Here is a 19505-nt window from a genome sequence, read left to right on the forward strand (position 1 = left end):
TTTCATTTATTCATATTTAGCCATTATTTTAGTTGAACCGGGATTTCCTTGACACCACGAACATTCATACCAGGTCTCCATTCCAGTTCATTCACATCTGCCTGAAGCTGTATATTAGGAAAACGATTCAGAAGTGTGCTGACTGCAATCTCACCTTCCAGACGAGCAAGCGGTGCTCCCAAGCAGAGATGAATGCCTTTGCCAAAAGCCAGATGCGAACTCTTCTCACGTGTGATATCGAAAATATCAGCATCTTTAAACTGCTGTTCGTCCCGGTTGGCGGAATCAAGCGCAACAATGACAAGATCACCTTGAGCGATACGTTGTCCACGGAATTCAATATCTTCCAGAGCCCAGCGGGATGTGCTGAACTCCACCGGTCCGTTATAGCGAAGCATCTCTTCAATGGCATTGTGAATAAGCTCGGGCTGGTTGATCAGCAGTTCGCGTTGCTCCGGATGCTCCAGCAGGGCGAGAATCCCATTTCCAATCAGATTCACGGTTGTTTCATGACCGGCAATAATTAATAAGGAGACAACGCCAAGCAGTTCTTGTTCAGTTAACTGCTGTCCGGATTCTTCCGCAATGACGAGCTGGCTGATCAGATCAGTGCCGGGATCTTGGCGAACTTTCGCAAACCAGGCCGTCAGGTAATCCGTAAACTCCCTGGCATGCTGCTCAAACAGCTCGGCGCTCTTGGCTATGGAAGCATCAATTATCGTATTGGACCAGATGCGGAATTTGTCACGATCGTCAAGAGGGACTCCCAGAATTTCACTAATGACAATGATGGGCAGCGGGAAGGCAAAGTCATCGATCAGATTCATTTTTTCCTGTGACGGGAGGTTGTCCAGCAGTTCATCAGCAATGTCCTGAATATGGCTCCGCATGTCTGTGACCAGTTTGGGTGTGAATGCTTTCTGCACAAGTCCCCGAAGACGTTTATGATCCGGCGGATCGGAGAACAACATATTATTGGAGAAGATGCTTTGATTGTCAGCGCCGTAACGTCGGACCATATCTTTGCTGAAGCGAGGATCTTTCAGGATCTGAACTGCATCCTCGTATCGCGTAATAATCCAGCCGAATTCCCCGTGAGGAAACATGACTCTGAAAACAGGCTCCTCTTTTCTTAACATTTCATATACCGAGTAAGGGTTATGCGTGAATTCTTTCGTGAAAAACGCTGGCTTTGAGGACTCGTTGGATTCATTCGGATTCAAATGCAAAATCTCCTCTCATATTCCTGCATAATACCTGCACCCTCTATATATTCAATACACAAGCTTTTGAAACCTTGTTTTTCTTCATATGGATGATAGAGCAGGAAAATAGAGGAAGATGGAAGAAGACATGGTAGAGAGAATCGGTTATTATGTTTGGTAAAAATGAAAATGAGGTGAACGCTGACATGTCTTACGCACAACTTCCTTTGCATCATCACCAGATTCCGGCAAGTCGAATGGTTCTTGGCTGTATGCGGTTTGGGGGTGAATGGGATGGGTTCCCCATTACTTCAGATCTTGTCGTAGAAGGTCATCGAGCAGTAGAAGCAGCTATTGAAATCGGCATTAATCACTTTGACCTGGCGGATATTTACACACGTGGTAAGGCAGAGCATGTCTTGGGACGAGTTTTATCCGAAACTCCCGGTTTGCGTGAACAGATCATTATACAGTCGAAGTGTGGTATACGTCTTGTGGGTGATGATGAAGGGCCACAGCGTTATGACACCTCAGGTGCACATATCCTGGCGAGTGTGGACGGTATCCTGGAACGGCTCGGCATCGAGCATCTGGATATTTTGCTGTTACATCGTCCTGACCCACTTGCCCATCCGCAAGAGATTGGAGAAGCACTGGCTGAGCTGCATCATTCTGGTAAAGTGCGCCATTTTGGTGTGTCCAACATGGGTTCTGAACAGATTCGTCTTCTTCAGCTTCATAGTAAAGTACCTCTGATTGTGAACCAGTTAGAGATGAGTTTAGACAAAATTGGATTCGTAGAAGCTGGTGTGACGGTAAATCGTCCTCAAGCCAGAGACAACGTGTTTCCCTATGGCACGATGGAATATTGTCAGGCAGAGCATATTCAACTGCAAGCTTGGGGTCCCCTTGCTCAGGGGCGATTTACTGGCAGGGTAGTTGAGGGACAGCGTCCTGAACTTGAGCATACGGCTCAATTGGTTGATCGAATGGCTAAGGAGCGTGGAATTACACCGGAGTCTATTGTACTGGCTTGGTTAATGAAGCATCCAGCAGGGATACAACCTGTCATTGGTTCGATTCGACCAGAACGTATTCTGGCTTGTCGTGATGCAACGAATATTGAACTTACCCGTTATGAGTGGTACGAGCTGTATTCCGCCTCATGCGGGCGTAGAATGTAAGTAGGAACTTCTAAGAGATTGGTTGTTTCGATCAAAATTCATAGATATTGGGTGAAATTTGAACATATAAGAAGACACAGGCTGCTGATGGCCTGTGTCTTCTTTGTAATAATGGGCTTCATTTGGTTGAAACACACGATCGAAAGTGTAATGATTCCTAAGGTCATATGGCCTACAATGCTTTTAAATGGGTAATAAGCATGCTGATTCTGATCCGAAACCAGTGTGTTGGCACGGCTGTAAGGATATTTCACCTTCATATTTGCGCTAGAGGCTATGTCCATGGACTTAGAAGAAGTGCTGATAAGAAGGACGTTTCAACCATTTTTATCGTTTTACCGGGTAGTTGCTGGAGTGCTGTGATAAAATGATAGGAATAAGAACATACGATCTGTTTACGTGAGAGGAGACACCTTGACGATGGAGATGCTTAAACCACCCGCCGAGACATTATACGAGGTTGAATTACGTGCGCTACGAGAGGAAGATCAGGGGAAACGTCCCCCGAACTGGCTGTTATCTCCCGCCTATGTGCGCGATTTTATTATTGGCAGGGATAAGCCTGCGTTATTAAATGGAGAAGAGATCACGATTACCCGCAAATTCTATGGCAATGACGTGTTAATTGAACGTGCAGTGGTTACTCTGGCAGGCAATCGAGGATTAATGCTCGTGGGAGAACCCGGGACAGCCAAGACCATGCTTAGCGAACTGCTGACCGCAGCGATCTCCGGTACCAGTCTAAACACGATTCAAGGTACAGCAGGCACAACAGAAGATATGATCAAATATTCATGGAATTACGCCATGCTGCTTGATAAAGGCCCTTCGGAAGCGGCACTTGTGCCATCACCGTTATATAACGGCATGAAGAAAGGTATTCTTACCCGTTTTGAAGAGATTACACGTTGTCCGGCTGAAGCGCAGGATAGTCTGATCAGTATTCTCAGTGACAAGGTTATGAGCATTCCTGAACTGGACGGTGGTGTACTGTTTGCCCAACCGGGATTTAACGTTATTGCTACAGCCAATATTCGGGATAAAGGTGTAAACGAAATGAGTGGTGCATTGAAACGTCGGTTCAATTTTGAAACTATCAAGCCCATTCATAACGTGAAGATGGAAGCCAAAATTATTGAATCCCAGGCACGAAGCCTGTTATTACATAGTGGAATTGATATTGACATTAACCCGGACGTGGTTGAATTGCTGGCTACAACATTCATGGAACTGCGCACCGGCATGACACGGGAAGGATACAAGCTCGATACCCCTCAAGCATCCATGAGTACGGCGGAAGCGGTGTCTGTCTATGTTCAGAGTGCGATGACTTCCTATTATTACGAAGATAAAGCTATTGCACTGGATCGGTTGGTGCAGAACATGCTGGGCACCATTGCGAAGGAAAACGACAAGGATCTGTCCATTCTCAAAACCTACTTCTCCAAGGTCGTAAAAGAGCGTTCCAGAGAAGAGGGAATGTGGAAGGACTATTATGAGGAGAGAAAATGGATCGGTTAACAGCAGTTCTGGACCCTGATGTTGAGCAGTTACAATCCTTGTTCGAGTCCCAGGTATATAACCTGAGTAATCATACGGTTTATTATCCAATACGACACCATAGCCCTGCATGTTCATATCACTTGTTACGATTAATCGGGGACTACAAACCGGATATTATTCTGATCGAAGGACCGGAGAGCGGTAATCCATTAATTTCGGTGCTGAGTGATGAGGCAACGATACCTCCTGTCAGTCTGTACTATACCTATGAGAGTGAATTGGAGAGAGAAGCTTGCTATTATCCGATGCTTCGTTATTCGCCTGAATATGTAGCTTTGAAAGAAGCAAAACGGCTGGATATTCCGGCGAAGTTTATTGACCTGGACTATCAACACTTCTCCACTCGTGCATCCAAATCCGGCCAGACAGAACAAAAGGAGATCTCCATTCAGGACGAAACCTTGCTTGCGGGGTCTGATTTCATTAACCGATTATGCCAAAAAACAAACTGCCGCAGTTTTGATGAATTGTGGGAAAAGGTGTTTGAAATTGGCGGTCTGGAGAAATCCACTCAGGCATTCGTGCAGGATGTATTCACGTATTGTACCTTATCCCGAATGTGTTATTCCACGGAACGATTACAGTCTTCAGGTGATCTGGCAAGAGAAGCACATATGAGACAACGTATTAATCAAGCGGTGCAGGAGCATGACCGTGTGCTTGTCATTACCGGTGGATTTCATACGTATGGACTGTTGATGTCAGAGAAACATGAATCCCAATTGGAACAGCCAGAAATGGATAAACGGCATACAGACCAACGTTTGGATGGACAAGGTAAACCAGGAACGTCTCAACAAAGTGAGGTTAATCCAGATACGGTTCACCAACAAATGTACCCAATGGTCTATACCTTTGCTGAAGCGGATCGGCTCAATGGATATGCGAGCGGCATGCCTTATGTAAATTATTACGATCAGATCTGGAACCAGCTGCTTCGCAAAAAGAGTACACCGTATAATCTAACGGCTCTGGACTTGTTATCTCGGCTGATGCGCCAATTACGGGATGGACACGAGCATGTATCAACGAGTGATGCAATTGAGGCATACAGTATGATTCAAGGTCTTGCCGGGCTTCGTGGTAAAAGGGAAGGCGGCGTCTATGAGTTGATGGATGCAGCACTCTCTTCCTTTGTGAAGGGTGAGCTTACCTTGGCGACTGATAAACCGCTGCAAGAGCTGCAGCAGTTATTGACAGGAGACGTCATTGGAAGCGTGGCTCCCAATTCATTCAGTATTCCCATCGTGGAGGACTTCAAGGCTCGTTGTACAGAGTACAAACTGCAGATTCGTACAACAGGTCAACACAAGAAAGTGCTGGATCTGTATGCGAAACCGGAGCATCGTCAGATAAGCCAATTGATTCAATGCATCACCTATCTGGTTCCGGAATTCGCGAAACGGCAATCGGGGCCGGACTGGATCGCAGAGCGTGATATGAATCTTGTTCGCGAAACGTGGGTTTATATGTACTCATCCCGCATTGAAGCCAGATTGATAGAAAACTCTCTCTATGGCGGAACACTTGCTGGAGCGGCCACACGCAAAATGGAAGAACAGATGCAGGAAATACCGGATCATCATAGCGGTGAACTTGCCCGACTCATGCTTCAAGCGTTGCTCATGGGGCTTCAAGACACAGCGATGAAACTCTATGAACAGGTACGCTCAGCGCTGAGAACGGACGGGAATTTCCTTTCCTTATGTAACAGCCTGCATGTCTTGAACCGAATTCATCAGCATCGCAGGCTACTGGGACTATCTGACGAGCAACAACTCCCTGAGCTGGTATCCGAGGCTTACAGGAATGCCGTAGACAAGTTGTTACAGCTCTCCAGAGCCAATCCGGATGAACATGAAGCCATTATTCAGGGATTGAAGCTGCTAGCCATGCTCGCGGAGTCATCAGAGGGGTATTTTCAGGATGAGACATTCCGAATTCACCTGAATGAGCTTCTGTCGGATCACCAGCTTCCGGCTCAGCTGGAGGGTGTGTGTGTGGCTATTTCCTCAGGGCTCGGTGACAGGCCCAGGGATGAGATTGTTGATCGTGCTCGCGGGTATATCCATGGTACACCGGATCAGACTCGTCAAACGGCACTTTTTTTACAGGGAGTATTCACTGTAGCACGTGACGCTTTTTTATATGAAGATCAGCTGTTGTCCGAGTTGAATTATTTGATTGAACAGTTATCCTACGACGACTTCATCAGTATGGTACCGGAATTAAGGCTGGCATTCACCTACTTTACACCAATGGAGACGGGCTTGATTGCGGAGCGGGTGGCGAGTCTGCATCAGGTTGAACCAGAGGAGATGTTGAGGCCTGCGGTCGATGAACAGATGCTGATTCAGTCCAAGACGTGGGATGAAGCGCTTCGAAAGGAGTTTGGCGCATGGAAGCTAATATGAATGAAGCGAATCGGACAACGGAAGGAACCGGAGAAATCAATGAAAGTTCCAATCCGGATGGAAGCAAACGAGGGGATCAACATTCTGCTGAAACTTTAAATCGGTGGCGTCTGGTTCTCGGTGAATCGGCGGAAGAAGGGTTGTGTAATACAGACCAATACACTTCTGCTGAATTTCAATATACGGAAATCGATGAAATTCTGGGGTATCTCTATAACCGTGAATACGGTGAAGAACAAGGTTATCGAAAAGAGGGAGGACGCGGTGCGTCTAACCTGACTGTACCGAAATGGCTGCACAAGGTCAGGGATCTATTCCCCAAACCAACGGTCGAAATATTGGAAAAACAGGCGCTTGATCGTTATGGGCTGACAGAATTGTTAACGGACAAAAAGTTGCTTGAATCCCTTGAACCCAACATGAATCTGCTCAAGAACATTATGCAGTTCAAAGGACGGATGAAAGGTGAGGTGTTAAAGAGCGCCAAGGATATCGTGCGAACCGTGGTTGAAGAGCTGCGTAGTAAGCTGGAATCTCAGACCCGAGCCAGTATCATGGGCAAGCGCAGTCGCTATACCTCGAGTTCAGTACGATCTTTGCGCAATCTGAATTTCAAGCGAACTATCACCAAGAATTTGAAGAATTACGATAAAAACAAGCGCAGGTTTGTAATTGATCGTCTGTATTTCGACGGGAATATCCAGCCCCATAACAAGTGGAACATCATCATTGGTGTGGACGAGAGTGGCAGTATGCTGGATTCAGTCATCTACAGTTCGGTGATGGCCAGCATCTTCTACCGCTTGAATGCGCTGCGCACGAAATTATTCATATTTGATACGCAGGTTGTTGATCTGAGCGATAGACTGGAAGACCCCGTAGACGTGCTCATGAATGTACAGCTCGGTGGGGGGACACATATTACGAAAGCGTTGCGATATGGCGAAACGTTAATCGATAATCCAGGCAAAACGATCTTTATTCTGGTCAGTGATCTGGAGGAAGGGTACCCGATCGCGCAAATGTATAAAGCCTGTAAAGATATTATCGATGCAGGATGCAAGCTACTGGTTCTCACCGCGCTCGATTTTAACGGGGATTCAGTCTATAACAAACATGCCGCACAGACATTAACCAATATGGGGGCACATGTAGCAGCAATTACGCCTAACGAACTCGCGGATTGGATTGGCGAGATCATCACTTAAATTCAAGGAGGAATGTGTAATGCTTACCGCAGACCGCGCAGTTGAAACTTTGGTGGAGAAATTCGCAGTAACTTGTTCAAACGAGTATTCATTAAAAACAGATCGAAGCTCCGAAATTATTGATTACGTCTTGGGAACGACAGACAAGTTCCCGGATATGTTGGGAAATTCGAGTCATTATGTGTATCAAACAATTGATCTGCTCATGAAGCTTGCCAAAAAAGACGACGGAGATATCTTTTACCGTGCCGGGGCTATTGTGATATATCTGGAATCCAATTATTCCAAAAGAAATTCATGGAGAACGGATGCCTTTACTGTCTGTATGGGAAATGATTCCGAAGCTTACGGATTAAGCGGGAAGAGCAAAAGCGCTGATCGCATGGATGGATTGTTGTCCCGGTTGGAGAAGATCAAACAGTTTGCAGGCGAGAACGAAATTCTGACTGAATTAAAGAGTAAATTAAAGCGTGCCCAGTGGCTTTTTGATTCCAAAAAAGCGGACAGTCAAGGGGATTACCGGGATGTAATTAATGCATTAATGCTGCTGCAACTATATTCAAGACTCAGTGACACGGCTTCTCATCTTGCAGAGGTTCAATCTTCTGTTCAATCGTTACCAGTGTTGTTTCAACATGTGATGGCTAAAGATGCAGATAAGTTGCGGGACGAGTTACATACGTTGATTGAACCTGTAGTGGTCAGTAATATTCAAGGAAAACATAACGGATCTTCCCAAGAATTAAAGGATGAATTCCTCAAGGAGAAGCGTAGTCAGCTCATAGCTGAGCTGTATCCCAATACATCGTTCTCTCCAAAAGAGCAATGTTCAAACACAGTATTCCATCAAACTATGGTGCTTGTGAGTGGTGCCTTGTTGTTCCTGATTAACATTAGTGGAGGTAAACAACGGTTCCTTGATACAAATAGTGAGATTGGGCATGTTTTGCTTCACACAATACATCAATTACATGAGATTTATCCACTTGAAGTTCGCCGTTACTTGCTGAGTATGGACCCTAGGGCAAAGAGTCCAAATGATCTGCTTGCCGGACTTGTGCCTCTGGATGAGCCTTATCAGTTGGTTGAAATGTTGCGGGACGAGCTTAATTCGTACACGGTATCTTGGAACATGTTACAATCCGCGATCGCGAATCGTCCTGAACAAGCGATTCGAGCATACGAGATTATGAAACCGCCATTCCTCAAACTCTGCATTCAGAAATTCATGGAGGATCAAGGAGTGACATTGCCTAATGCGGAGGGGTCACTGGAGCAAGCGGTATTTAACGCTCTTCGGCATCCTTTGGACGGGGGACGTCAAGGACTTGCGATTGCAAGATACTTAAGTGGGGAAAACACGCTGGAGGAATATTGGGAGGACCCGAATAGTCGTGGGTTGTTTAATCAACTGAATCGGGATAAGAAGCGTGTTCACAACCTCATTAGTATTAGTTTTCTGCCCTTGGACTCGGAGGCGATGCGCAGGTTCGCAATCCTGACTACTCATCCCGATTGGACACTGGATATTATCTCGGACATGTACAATTCATACGCTTTTAGTGGAGAGCAACTGCTTCAACGTTACGGGCAAGACCCTGAGGTGCAACGTGAGAAATTGCTAACCAGCCTGATCTCACTTAATGGCATGACCGACTACAGATACAAATCGATGCCGCATGACGAATACCGCCGAATCATTGAGCAGAATCTGGACTATGCACTGACACAGTACAAGAAACTGCCAACAGATACACGCATTTTAATTCTGGAGATTACCTTTGAACAGCGTGATGAGTTATCGAAGAAAATATTGGCTGAAGCGATTCGTGCCGGACTGCAGGATTCTTCCAAAAAGGCCAACGGCGTGGCGTTAGCGGAATTCAACCGAATTCCTGATCAGGACTTGTATACGCTCATCTACCTCTCGGAGAAAAAAGTGGGAATCAAAGAGATGGCTTTGACCGCGATCCGCAGTTTGGAAAACAGCAAGGAGCTGTATGGTGAGCTTTTGAAGAAAGAGAAGTCCGATGAGTGGAAGAGCTTGATCCAAATTCTGCTGGATACCGCAGATCTAAGTCCAGAGTATGCTCATGCTGCACTCGCTGATCAGGCGGATGCCAAAAAGTTGTCGAGACTGAGCTGGTTGTCCCTGAATGATCTCCCTTCACTGATACGTATTGAAGACAATCAGCCTTTAGATGACCGGATTAAACAGTATGCTTTGGTCCAATCATTGGATCATACATCCGGTCCTAATGAACGGTTGAATGAATTACGAGATTACGTAAGTGAGGCATCGCTCGCTCGTTTTGCAAGTGAACTGCTCCAGGTCTGGATTCAGGAAGGTGCTCCTGCAAAAGAGAAATGGGTGATGTATGTATCAGCCCTCTTTGGCGATATTCACATTGTGAATATTCTGGCTCCGCAAATTAAGGAATGGACAGAAAACAGTCGTGGCGCGATTGCAGCAGATGCTGTAAAAGTGCTCGCTTATCTGAAAGATCCATCCGCTCTTATGGCGATTGACAAGATCAAACGTGGCGTGAAGAACCGTCAGGTGAAAGGTGCAGCAGAAGAAGCATTGCAACTTGCAGCCGATAATATGGGACTCACCTCGGAACAACTGGAGGATCGGCTGGTCACCACACTTGGTTTTGATGAAAAAGGAACCATGCAGCTGAGTTACGGAGAGCGTTCCTTCCTGGTTAAGGTCAATGGAGACTTACAAGTCGTTGTCTTAAATGAAGAAACGGGCAAATCCGTGAAGAGTTTGCCTGCTCCTGCACAGAAAGATGATCCTGAATTGGCAGCGCAGTCCAAGGCACGTTTCACACAGCTGAAAAAAGATCTCAAATCCATGGTTAACATTCAGGCGCAGCGTCTGGAAGAGTCATTGTCCAAGCAACGTCTGTGGTCTGCCGATGAGTGGAAAGCATTGTTTGTACAAAATGTAATCATGCAAAAATTTGCTGTTGGTCTGATCTGGGGAACGTATGAGGATGGCGCTCTGATCAGCACCTTCCGTTATATGGAGGACGGCACCTTCAATTCTGTGGATGAAGATGAGGTCGATCTGCCTTCGGATGCGCAAGTGGGACTTATACACCCGTTGGAACTGGATCAGGCAACGCTTGAAGGTTGGACAACGCAGTTGGAGGATTACGAGATCAAGCAGCCATTCGAGCAATTGAATCGTGAGATTCACCAGCCAGAAGATGAGGATAAAACGAAGAATGAATACGATCATCTGCCCGAGTCTGATTTTTCACCAACGGCTTTCCCCAAAGCACTGGAGAAATACGGTTGGATCAAAGGACCGGCACAGGACGGCGGCTGGTATCATGAATTTTATAAAGAGTACGGAGATCTTGTTGCAGAATTGCAATTCAGCGGTACGAGCATCACGTATTACGAGGGATTGGATGACATTACCCTGGAATCCCTTCATTTCTTCAAACCGAATAACAAGCAATATTATTACTATGGTGACAACAAACCCATTGCTCTAGGCAACGTTCCAGGTCGCGTGTTCAGTGAAACGATCTACGATATTCTGAGAGCAACGGGGCGTTGATGACGTGAAAGGATTCAAGGAAAAATTCCGGATTTTTTCGAAGCTGTGTACGGAGGATTATCTGATTCGGTATGCCAACAAGGGGTTGTACAAAAGGTCTTTGAAAGAGTTGGACAATGGTGTAAGTGTAACGTACACATGGAATGCATCATCTGTGAGTTGTCAGCTCAGTGACGGGACACAATGTACGCTTGAAAATACGCTGGATCATTGGGAATGCTCCTGCCCGGCCGATCATATCTGCAAGCATGTGCTTATTGCAATTCTGTATGATCAACGGGAATATACGGCAGAGGATTCAATGAATGCAGACGAGAAGCATGCGCTGGATAAGGACTCAGGGATATCGGATAATGATCCGTTGGACGTACCAAAAAACGTATCAGTAACAGAATCAGCATCAAACTTAGTATCAAATGTGGACGATCCAAGCGAAATTCCGCATACGGTGTCACGTGAGATCGAGTCTCGCTTCCGCTGGATGACGGAGTCTGAACTTCCCGTGTTAATTAAATCGTATAGTTCTTCCATGATTGAGGAAGTTGTTTTCCGACTGAGATACCCAGAGGAAATTAAGATCATTGAAGATTCACTTCTTACGGTTCATCTGACCACCCAGAATATCGAGGTGTCTTTTACGGAGGAACCGAATCTTGCAAAAGCACTATGTAAGGTGAAGCAGACAGCCGGGAAAATGGCCAAGCTTGAAGCTTTGTTACGGTACCGGAACTTTAAAGGTCTGGATGATACGGATGCATTAAGTGGACGGGTGTACGAGGCCAAGTTCTCTCTTCAGACAGTACAGGAATGTCGGGTTATGCTGGCAGGATTGTTGAAGACGGGACTGGCCCGCCTTCCTCAGTCCCATATGGCACAACTGGAGACATTGGCAATTGCAGCTCATAGTGGCAACCTGCCTGACATAGAACGCAGTTTACGAGGGATTCAAGGAGAACTACAGTTGTTTTTCAACAGACATATACGTTTCTCCATGCAATCCATGTTGGATCGGGTAAGCAAGCTGTATCTTGCACTCCAGGTTCTTGAAGAAGAAAAGGTGTCTGCCATTCAGCAGAGTCAGCTCATTGGCAGTTTTCGAAGTAAATACTATACGGTGCCTTCACTTCATCTGTATGGACTGGGAGCTGACGCGTGGGAGACACGATCCGGTTTCCGTGGAATCACCTATTATTTCTATTGTTTCGATGATGGGGAAATCTACACCTATAGCGATGTACGTGCTGTATATTATGATGATCAGCAGTTCTCGTATACAGAGCATTATGGTGCATTCACACCATGGTTGCCTAATCTGACCTTTCGCCAGTTCGTCGGTGAAGAAGTTCAATTCCATTCAGTTAAAGTGAATGAAGAACGCCGGATCTCTTCCGGGGAAGGTGCCAAGCTTGCGATTTTGCCACGAACGGGTGTGGAAACGTTGAATCTGGGCAAAACCATGCAAGATGTAACGACTGTACTTCAAGAGGAATCGCGGTCGTTCGACTTGTTTGCTGCTCCCAAAGAACGATTGGCTGTAATCAAAGTTGCTCGAATCGTGGACCATAACTTTGTCAAACAAACGCAGGAGCTTGTCCTGACGGTTGAGAATACCGAAGGGGAAAGACTGGCACTCACTCTCCCGTATTCATCTGACTGGCAGGCGATGATCAAAAGACTGGAGTCAGGATATGGGTCCCAATCGCTTGAACACTTCTATGCCTTTGTGCGTGTGGAACCAAAACAGATTAGCCCAATCAGTTTCCTGAAAGGCAAAACGGTGCTCAGTCTGAAACTGGATATCGGTAATGGGAGGATGGGCAGACTTGGAAGAATATAATCAGTTTATGCAGAAAATTAACGGCTGGTCAGAAGAGTTGCTGCTGCGCGGGTTATCTCAGTTTACGATCCGAGATATTGAGGTACTTGAGCAGCTCACAGCGGAATCCTTGCGGTTGCAGATGAGTTTCCTGCATGAGTTGTTGAATCACCTCATCAAGGAAGGGCGTAGCGTGGCTCTTGGACAAGGTAATGAAGAGTTGCTGTTATTTCAGTATTGTCGTCTCACCCAATATGTACAATTGAGTGTGCAAGAAGAGGCGTAATATTGGTTAGTATTCCAAGCGAAGACCCATGAGAGCGATATGATGTAATAAACAAGATGTATTACAAGATGTATTATAGGATAAAAAAAGATTTGTAGAAGACCACAAGGTCACTGCAAATCTTTTTTTATCGTGGAGTAAGTAAAAGTCATTTGCCAAACGAATATAGGTAGGAAGCACGGATCAACACGAGCACTCGTGATCATATGAGCATGGAAGGGAGGGGACATCTAATCGTGGAAGAAGAACAGATACGGAAGGCAGTAGCGAATCGTGATCCTGAGGCCATGGAATGGGTGATGAACCACTACACAGGTTTGTTATGGAAGATTGCTCATTCCATCCTACATCATGCATCGACAGAAGAGATTGAAGAATGCGTAGCAGATACATTTTTTGCTTTTTGGCAGAATCCGGATGCATTCCAGTCTGGGCGAAGTAGCCTGAAAAATTACCTTGCAACAATCACAAAACATAGAGCGATTGATCGCTACCGGAAACTTAATCGAAGAACTGAGCTTACATATGAAGAGGAGATTCATTCGGTGCAAACGGATGATTTGTTGGTTCAGATGATCAGTAAAGAGACATATACGGAACTTAATCAAATGATTGAATCTTTTCCAGAACCGGAACGGGAGATTATGAAACGTCGGTTTTACGAAGGACAGAGACCCCATGAGATATCGGAAGCATTGTCCCTACACGTTAGGCAAGTCCATAACAAGCTTTATCGCTCCAGGCAACGATTGAGGACATGGTGGATGAACAGGAAATAAAGGAGGCGATCAAATGCGAAAATCCGAAAAAGAATTCACTGAGCAGAACCTCTTTAATATTAAAAAGTTGTTCTATGATAAATTGGCGATGAATGAACCACCAACCGTTACGAGATCAGATTCATCATTTTATCCACCTATATTATATCCATCCGATCCATCCGCACAGACCAAGAAGTCCTTGAATAAAAGAAAAAGGTATCGCAAAGCCATCTATATTCCTGTAACCGCTGCGTTATCGTTATGTCTTGTTACAGGTGCAGCTGCATCGGTGGGCATCATTGACCTGCCTTCTATTCTTCATTTTCTAGGTGCAGATCGGATTGGCATTCTTCAGCCTGTTCATCAAGTGAGTGAAGATCAAGGGATTCGAATGGAGGTTATAGGTGCTGTCAGGGACGGAGATACAACGGAAATCTATGTTTCTTTGTCAGATCTGACGGGTCAACGTATTGACGAGACGCTGGATGTATATGATTACAGGGTCACCGGAGGTAATGCAAACAACGCTCAGATTATTCATTATGATGAAGCTAATAAAACGGCTATTGTCCGATTTCTCATTCAAGGAAAAGTGAGCAAAAATCGAATTACCGTTCAGATTAATACGCTGATGTCCGGTACATCTCTTCAAGATGGTTACAACGTACAAGTGGACTGGGAGAAGTTGCTACATGAAAAGCAAATCAATAGCTATGATATCCTGGATCGAGATCGTATAAGTGGCTGGGGAGGTGAAATTGATATTCAAATGGAAACCGATCCAATTCCGGTATTGCATCAGGATGTAACGAATATCCCTGTTGAGGGTATTAATTGGGTGCATATTTCCAATATAGGTTTTGTGGAGGGCAAGTTACACATTCAGATTAATCCGGATAATGAGATTGGCGAGTATAATCATGGATACTTCTACTTCACGGATGAGCAAGGTCAAAAGCTCGATATTCCCCAATATTCTATTAGCTACGGGAGATACATGAAAAATGGAGTAGACATTGGTGGGGATTACGATGAGTATGTGTATGATCTGTCCGCTGTTAACGAATTAGATAAGCTGAGACTTCAAGGCAGCTTTACGAGTATTAGTGAAGTTATACAAGGGAATTGGAAAACGACCTTTAACTTGAGTGAAAATGGTTTGAGTAAAACAGGAAACGTTCAGCTTGATGCAAATGGAGCCTCACAGGCAAATGTTACTCTTTCCGCAGTTGGCGTCACGCTTACAGGTGAGGCACTGAGCAAGATTCGGGTGGAGGACTTGAGTATTGAAGTTCACCTGAAGGATGGTACAAAGTTGTCTGGCGCATCCGGTTTCCTCCAGCTGGATCAGGATCTCATTAAGTGGATATCCCCTAAGACCATTCCGGTGAATGATGTGAGCTACCTGCTAATCAATGGGGAGAGAGTAACTTTACAAGATGAATAATTAAAAAGTGAATTAAAAATCGGTGGATAAGTGCGATCGGAAGTTTGTTCTGTCATCAGAGTGGTAAGTGTGAGTATTCTTTAGTTCAACTTATATAAAATGAATTACATGTCATATCCCGATTTATGACGCATACCATTAGGCGAATGCGGTCATAAGGGAGGAAACTGAGATGTCCATGAGCGAACCGCTGTTAACGCAAATTGTGAAACAACATATTCCGGCTGGTGCAACGGTCGTCACTATTGATAAACCTGTTCAACATCCAGCGATCTATGCGGCAGATCTTACCGGTGACGGTATGCCGGAGATTGCTGCAGTCTATCAGTTGAATGGTGAGCTGTATTTGCTCATTCTGAAATTTGTTCAAGGACATTGGATCAAGATGGCACTAATTAAGGGATTGGGGTATGGGGTGACTTTAATGACTGCAGCCCCTGTAACTTCAACGGCAAGGAACAATCTCATTATCGGTTGGCGGATTGGTTCTATTTGGTCTAAGCTTGCCGTATATGAGTGGACCGAATCAGGGCTCAAAGATCTGGCGCCTGACGATCTATACTATAGCTATGCAGAGATTATAGATATGCCTGGTCCGCATGGTCGAGATGGGAAAGTGGAGATTTCACTCTGGATACATGACACAGGTGAAGCCTATCGTGTGGAGATTATCCGATGGCAGAATGGGAAATGGGTTCCTGCACCGGACGTATATGCAACCTATTATCCAAAAGTGGTGCAATATTACGAGAAACTAACCCAGCAATATCCTGATTATATCTTTTACTGGTATTACCTTGCGGATGCTCAGTACCACGCGGGCCAGTATCCGGCAGCTCTGGCTTCAGTTCAGAAGGCACTCAGTTTCACGGAAGCGTATCCTTCCAGAGAGGTACTACAAGAGCTGGAAAAGAAAATTAAGCAGGCGATGGTCCCTATAAGCCATGCCCGGGTAACGACATGGTTATATCCAGTCTCCGTTCGAACCACAAGTGGGACGCGTTCGGGGTATATGGATTCCCAAGGCCACATTCGGCTTGAGCCGGTTCTGGATGACGCGCAAGAGTTTCAGCCGAATGGATTGGCTGTGGTTGTGAAGGACGGTCGTGCCGGCGTTATTAATCTTCAGGGGCAGTATGTCGTTCAACCTGTATACGATTCCATCAATTCCTTTTCCGAAGAACGGGCGATAACAATTGATTCTCAAGGATTTAAGATGATTAATGAACAAGGTACAGTCCTGACCAAACGGGCGTACCCGTATATCTCAAATATGAACGACGGTCGAGCATTATTTTACGATTCTAATCCTGGTCAGGCAGATGGATCGGTGAGTCGGTATGGTTATTTGGATGCGTCGGGCAATGAGGTGATACCTGCACAGTTCGCTTCTGCGAACGATTTTCAAGATGGCAAAGCGGTTGTGCAGATCAAGGACAATGAATATGCGCTCATTAATCGCAATGGACATCGGCTCGCAACGTATCCATATGCCTATGTGGGACCACTAGGGGATGGACTGCTCGCTTTTCAAAAAGAGGCCTCGGGCAAATATGGGTACATCGACGAACGGGGTAATATTCGTATTCAGCCCAAATTTTCATCGGCATTTCCTTTTAACAACGGGCAAGCGATCGTTAATACAGCAGAGGACTACAAATCGATCTACGGTGTTATTAATACGGAGGGATCGTTTATCATTCAACCCGCCTATAATGACATCCGCGAACTAGGCGAGCATCGTTATGCGCTAGGGCAAGCAATTAATCCGGAGCAGCCGTATATTGGCTCTGTATACGCGATTGCAGATACCAATGGCAGAAGACTTACGGAGTTCCTATATCGCGAAGTAGGCAATTACAAAAATGGCCTTGCTTCCGCATCGGATGGCAGACAAACCTATCTGCTGGATCTGAGTGGAAGACCTGCCGCTGGGTATCCACATGTAGAAGGTTCGGGTACGCTGGAGGTCGTGGCACCAGATCTGATTAAGGCCTATGTAGACCAGCGCTTATCGTATGTGAACCGGGCCGGACAGATCATCTGGCGGCAAAATACAATCGTTCCACTTCATCCGCCGTACCGTGTACGCGAAGAGAAATATAAGCCGAACAGGGACTATCTCGTATATTATCCGCAGGTGGAGGGATTAACGAACCAAGCGGAGCAAATTGCGCTGAATGCCAAGTTGAAGCAACTCTCCCAAGTTAAACCGATCCCTGCCGATCAGCAGCTGGATTATACGTATACAGGTGATTTTGATATAACGTTTTATCAGCAGCAATTGCTACAACTGCAACTCACAGGTTATAACTACCCGGCGGGTGCAGCGCATGGTATGCCTACGATGATCTATGCGATCATTAATCTGACGAATGGTCAGTTGTATGAGTTGAAGGATTTATTTAAACCGAATAGTGACTATGTAAAAGTGTTGAGCCAGATTGTGGGGGATCAGATCAAAAATGATCCTCAATACTCGTATGTGTTTCCGGACACCTATACGGGGATTAGTGGGGATCAGCCGTTTTTTGTCACAGCGGATGCTCTTCATCTCTACTTCAACCCGTATGATATCGCACCCTATGCGGCAGGGTTTCCAACGTTTACGATTCCTTTTGTCCAGATCAAGGATATCATTAATACAGAAGGTTCGTTCTGGAGAGCTTTTCATAATTGATTGAGGGGACAGCCAACATTTTAACGAAAATATACGCTAAGGACGTTGAGGCACAAAGACAGCGGATTTTTCCTGCTTTAAGCAAATGTCCGCTGATGCTTAGCTTATATAACAGTCAAAATGTTGGCGCTACCCCATATAGAACTACTATAAATCAATCATTCCATCCTTTACATACATCAATCCACTCTGAATAACTAGAGTATTTTTCTAATTGTTCTATTGTAAGTTCAATAGCACTATTGCTACTCCCGCAAGCTGGATAGATTGTGTCAAAACGTTTTAGAGATATGTCTAGATAAACAGAAACATCATTTTTAATAGCAAATGGACAAACACCTCCAATGGCATGACCAACCATATCCATGGCTTCATCAGGAGAAAGCATTTTTGCTTTTGTTTTGAAATACTCTTTGAATTTTTTGTTATCCACTTTTGCATCCCCGGCAGCAACTACTAAAACCGCTTGTCCATTCACCATAAAAGAAAGTGTTTTTGCGATTCTCTCTGGCTCACAACCTAATGCAGTTGCAGCCAAATCCACGGTTGCACTAGATACTTCAAATTCGATAATTTCAGAATCCATACCATATTGTTTAAAAAAATCTTTTACTTTTTCAATTGCCATAATCATCACACCTCATTTTAAAATATTTTCTAGAAGATTATAGATGAAACTTGCCTATGTTCTTGGGTAAAAAATCATGTTGTAAATGACACATGGTTCTTGATAGGGATTATTATAGGAATGAAAAACATTAGCACGAAAGCGGAGTGCTTGATTTTCTTTTAGAACAATTTTTTTTGTGTTGACTACCAGCTCTAACATACCTTGTACCACAAAAATATATTCTTCCACACCATCAAGGTGCCTTTCAGATGGATGGTGACATCCAGGATCAAATTCGATATAAAATATTTCAACGTTACGTGTAGGGTCAAAAGGAAAAACAGGAAATGCTCTCATTTTTCCATTATTTTCAATGATAGCGTCTTTGGACCGTGTATCAACCACATTGCACTCATCTTCTAGCTCTTCCAATAATAAAGATAAAGGAACTTTTAAGCCCACTGCGATTTTCCAAAGAGTTGTAATCGTTGGTGAAGACTGTCCTCTTTCAATCTGTCCAAGCATAGGCTTACTTACATCAGTAAGTTTAGAAACATCTTCAAGTGTAAGATTTCTAGTTGCTCGTATTTCTTTTAACCGTTCTCCAATAGTTAATACTGGCGATTGCATTACATCACTCCTTTTGTATGTTATAACATGTTAAAATATAATATAACATACTAACAGTTGAATTCAATAGGCGACAGTTAAATGATGTAAGTAACTCCTTCAGAACTCCTTCACATATTTATCC

The 19505-nt window shown here is 44.9% G+C and carries 13 protein-coding genes; 10 read left to right on the forward strand and 3 right to left on the reverse strand.

Annotated elements, in window-relative coordinates; translation table 11 throughout:
- Positions 1-23: 23 nt before the first annotated feature.
- Positions 24-1223 carry a cytochrome P450 family protein gene (locus tag MHI01_RS01805; protein ID WP_340982370.1) on the reverse strand — a complete coding sequence of 400 codons (1200 nt, stop codon included), beginning with the start codon at positions 1221-1223 and terminating at the stop codon, positions 24-26.
- 152 nt (positions 1224-1375) lie between these two features.
- Between MHI01_RS01805 and MHI01_RS01810 the strand changes: the two genes are divergently transcribed.
- The 10 genes from MHI01_RS01810 (at position 1376) to MHI01_RS01855 (ending at position 18141) form a co-directional block, all read left to right on the forward strand.
- The gene (locus MHI01_RS01810) at positions 1376-2389 is read left to right on the forward strand and encodes an aldo/keto reductase (RefSeq protein ID WP_445744887.1); all 1014 of its coding nucleotides are present in this window, start codon (positions 1376-1378) and stop codon (positions 2387-2389) included.
- A gap of 420 nt (positions 2390-2809) precedes the next feature.
- The gene (locus MHI01_RS01815) at positions 2810-3910 is read left to right on the forward strand and encodes an ATP-binding protein (RefSeq protein WP_074095349.1); all 1101 of its coding nucleotides are present in this window, start codon (positions 2810-2812) and stop codon (positions 3908-3910) included.
- Positions 3898-6366, forward strand: a complete 2469-nt coding sequence (locus tag MHI01_RS01820; RefSeq protein WP_340982371.1) for a DUF5682 family protein — start codon at positions 3898-3900, stop codon at positions 6364-6366. The genes MHI01_RS01815 and MHI01_RS01820 overlap by 13 nt, the downstream gene beginning before the upstream one ends.
- Positions 6351-7574, forward strand: coding sequence for a VWA domain-containing protein (locus tag MHI01_RS01825; RefSeq protein WP_255319861.1), 1224 nt, complete (start codon positions 6351-6353; stop codon positions 7572-7574). Before MHI01_RS01820 ends, MHI01_RS01825 begins: the two co-directional genes overlap by 16 nt.
- Positions 7575-7593: 19 nt before the next feature.
- A complete protein-coding gene (locus MHI01_RS01830; RefSeq protein ID WP_340982372.1) occupies positions 7594-11151 on the forward strand; it encodes a DUF4132 domain-containing protein in 3558 nt (1185 codons plus the stop codon).
- Positions 11152-11155: 4 nt separating this feature from the next.
- The gene (locus tag MHI01_RS01835; protein WP_340982373.1) at positions 11156-12988 is read left to right on the forward strand and encodes a hypothetical protein; all 1833 of its coding nucleotides are present in this window, start codon (positions 11156-11158) and stop codon (positions 12986-12988) included.
- Complete coding sequence (locus MHI01_RS01840) at positions 12975-13253, forward strand: hypothetical protein (protein WP_036613852.1); 279 nt, start codon at positions 12975-12977, stop codon at positions 13251-13253. The genes MHI01_RS01835 and MHI01_RS01840 overlap by 14 nt, the downstream gene beginning before the upstream one ends.
- 236 nt (positions 13254-13489) lie before the next feature.
- The gene (locus MHI01_RS01845) at positions 13490-14032 is read left to right on the forward strand and encodes a sigma-70 family RNA polymerase sigma factor (RefSeq protein WP_340982374.1); all 543 of its coding nucleotides are present in this window, start codon (positions 13490-13492) and stop codon (positions 14030-14032) included.
- Between the two features lie 13 nt (positions 14033-14045).
- Positions 14046-15461: a hypothetical protein gene (locus tag MHI01_RS01850; RefSeq protein WP_340982375.1), complete on the forward strand. Its 1416-nt coding sequence runs from the start codon at positions 14046-14048 to the stop codon at positions 15459-15461.
- Between the two features lie 172 nt (positions 15462-15633).
- Entirely contained in the window at positions 15634-18141 is a 2508-nt protein-coding gene (locus MHI01_RS01855; RefSeq protein WP_340982376.1) for a WG repeat-containing protein, read from the forward strand.
- Positions 18142-18295: 154 nt separating this feature from the next.
- Here the strand turns inward: MHI01_RS01855 and MHI01_RS01860 are convergent, their stop codons facing one another.
- Positions 18296-18769 carry a YbaK/EbsC family protein gene (locus MHI01_RS01860; RefSeq protein WP_253508905.1) on the reverse strand — a complete coding sequence of 158 codons (474 nt, stop codon included), beginning with the start codon at positions 18767-18769 and terminating at the stop codon, positions 18296-18298.
- A 54-nt stretch (positions 18770-18823) separates the two neighbouring features.
- Positions 18824-19381 (reverse strand): helix-turn-helix domain-containing protein, encoded by a 558-nt coding sequence (locus MHI01_RS01865; RefSeq protein ID WP_340982377.1) that lies wholly within the window; start codon positions 19379-19381, stop codon positions 18824-18826.
- Between the last annotated feature and the right edge of the window lie 124 nt (positions 19382-19505).

Source organism: Paenibacillus sp. FSL M7-0656 (genome assembly GCF_038003225.1).
GTDB classification, from domain to species: domain Bacteria; phylum Bacillota; class Bacilli; order Paenibacillales; family Paenibacillaceae; genus Paenibacillus; species Paenibacillus amylolyticus.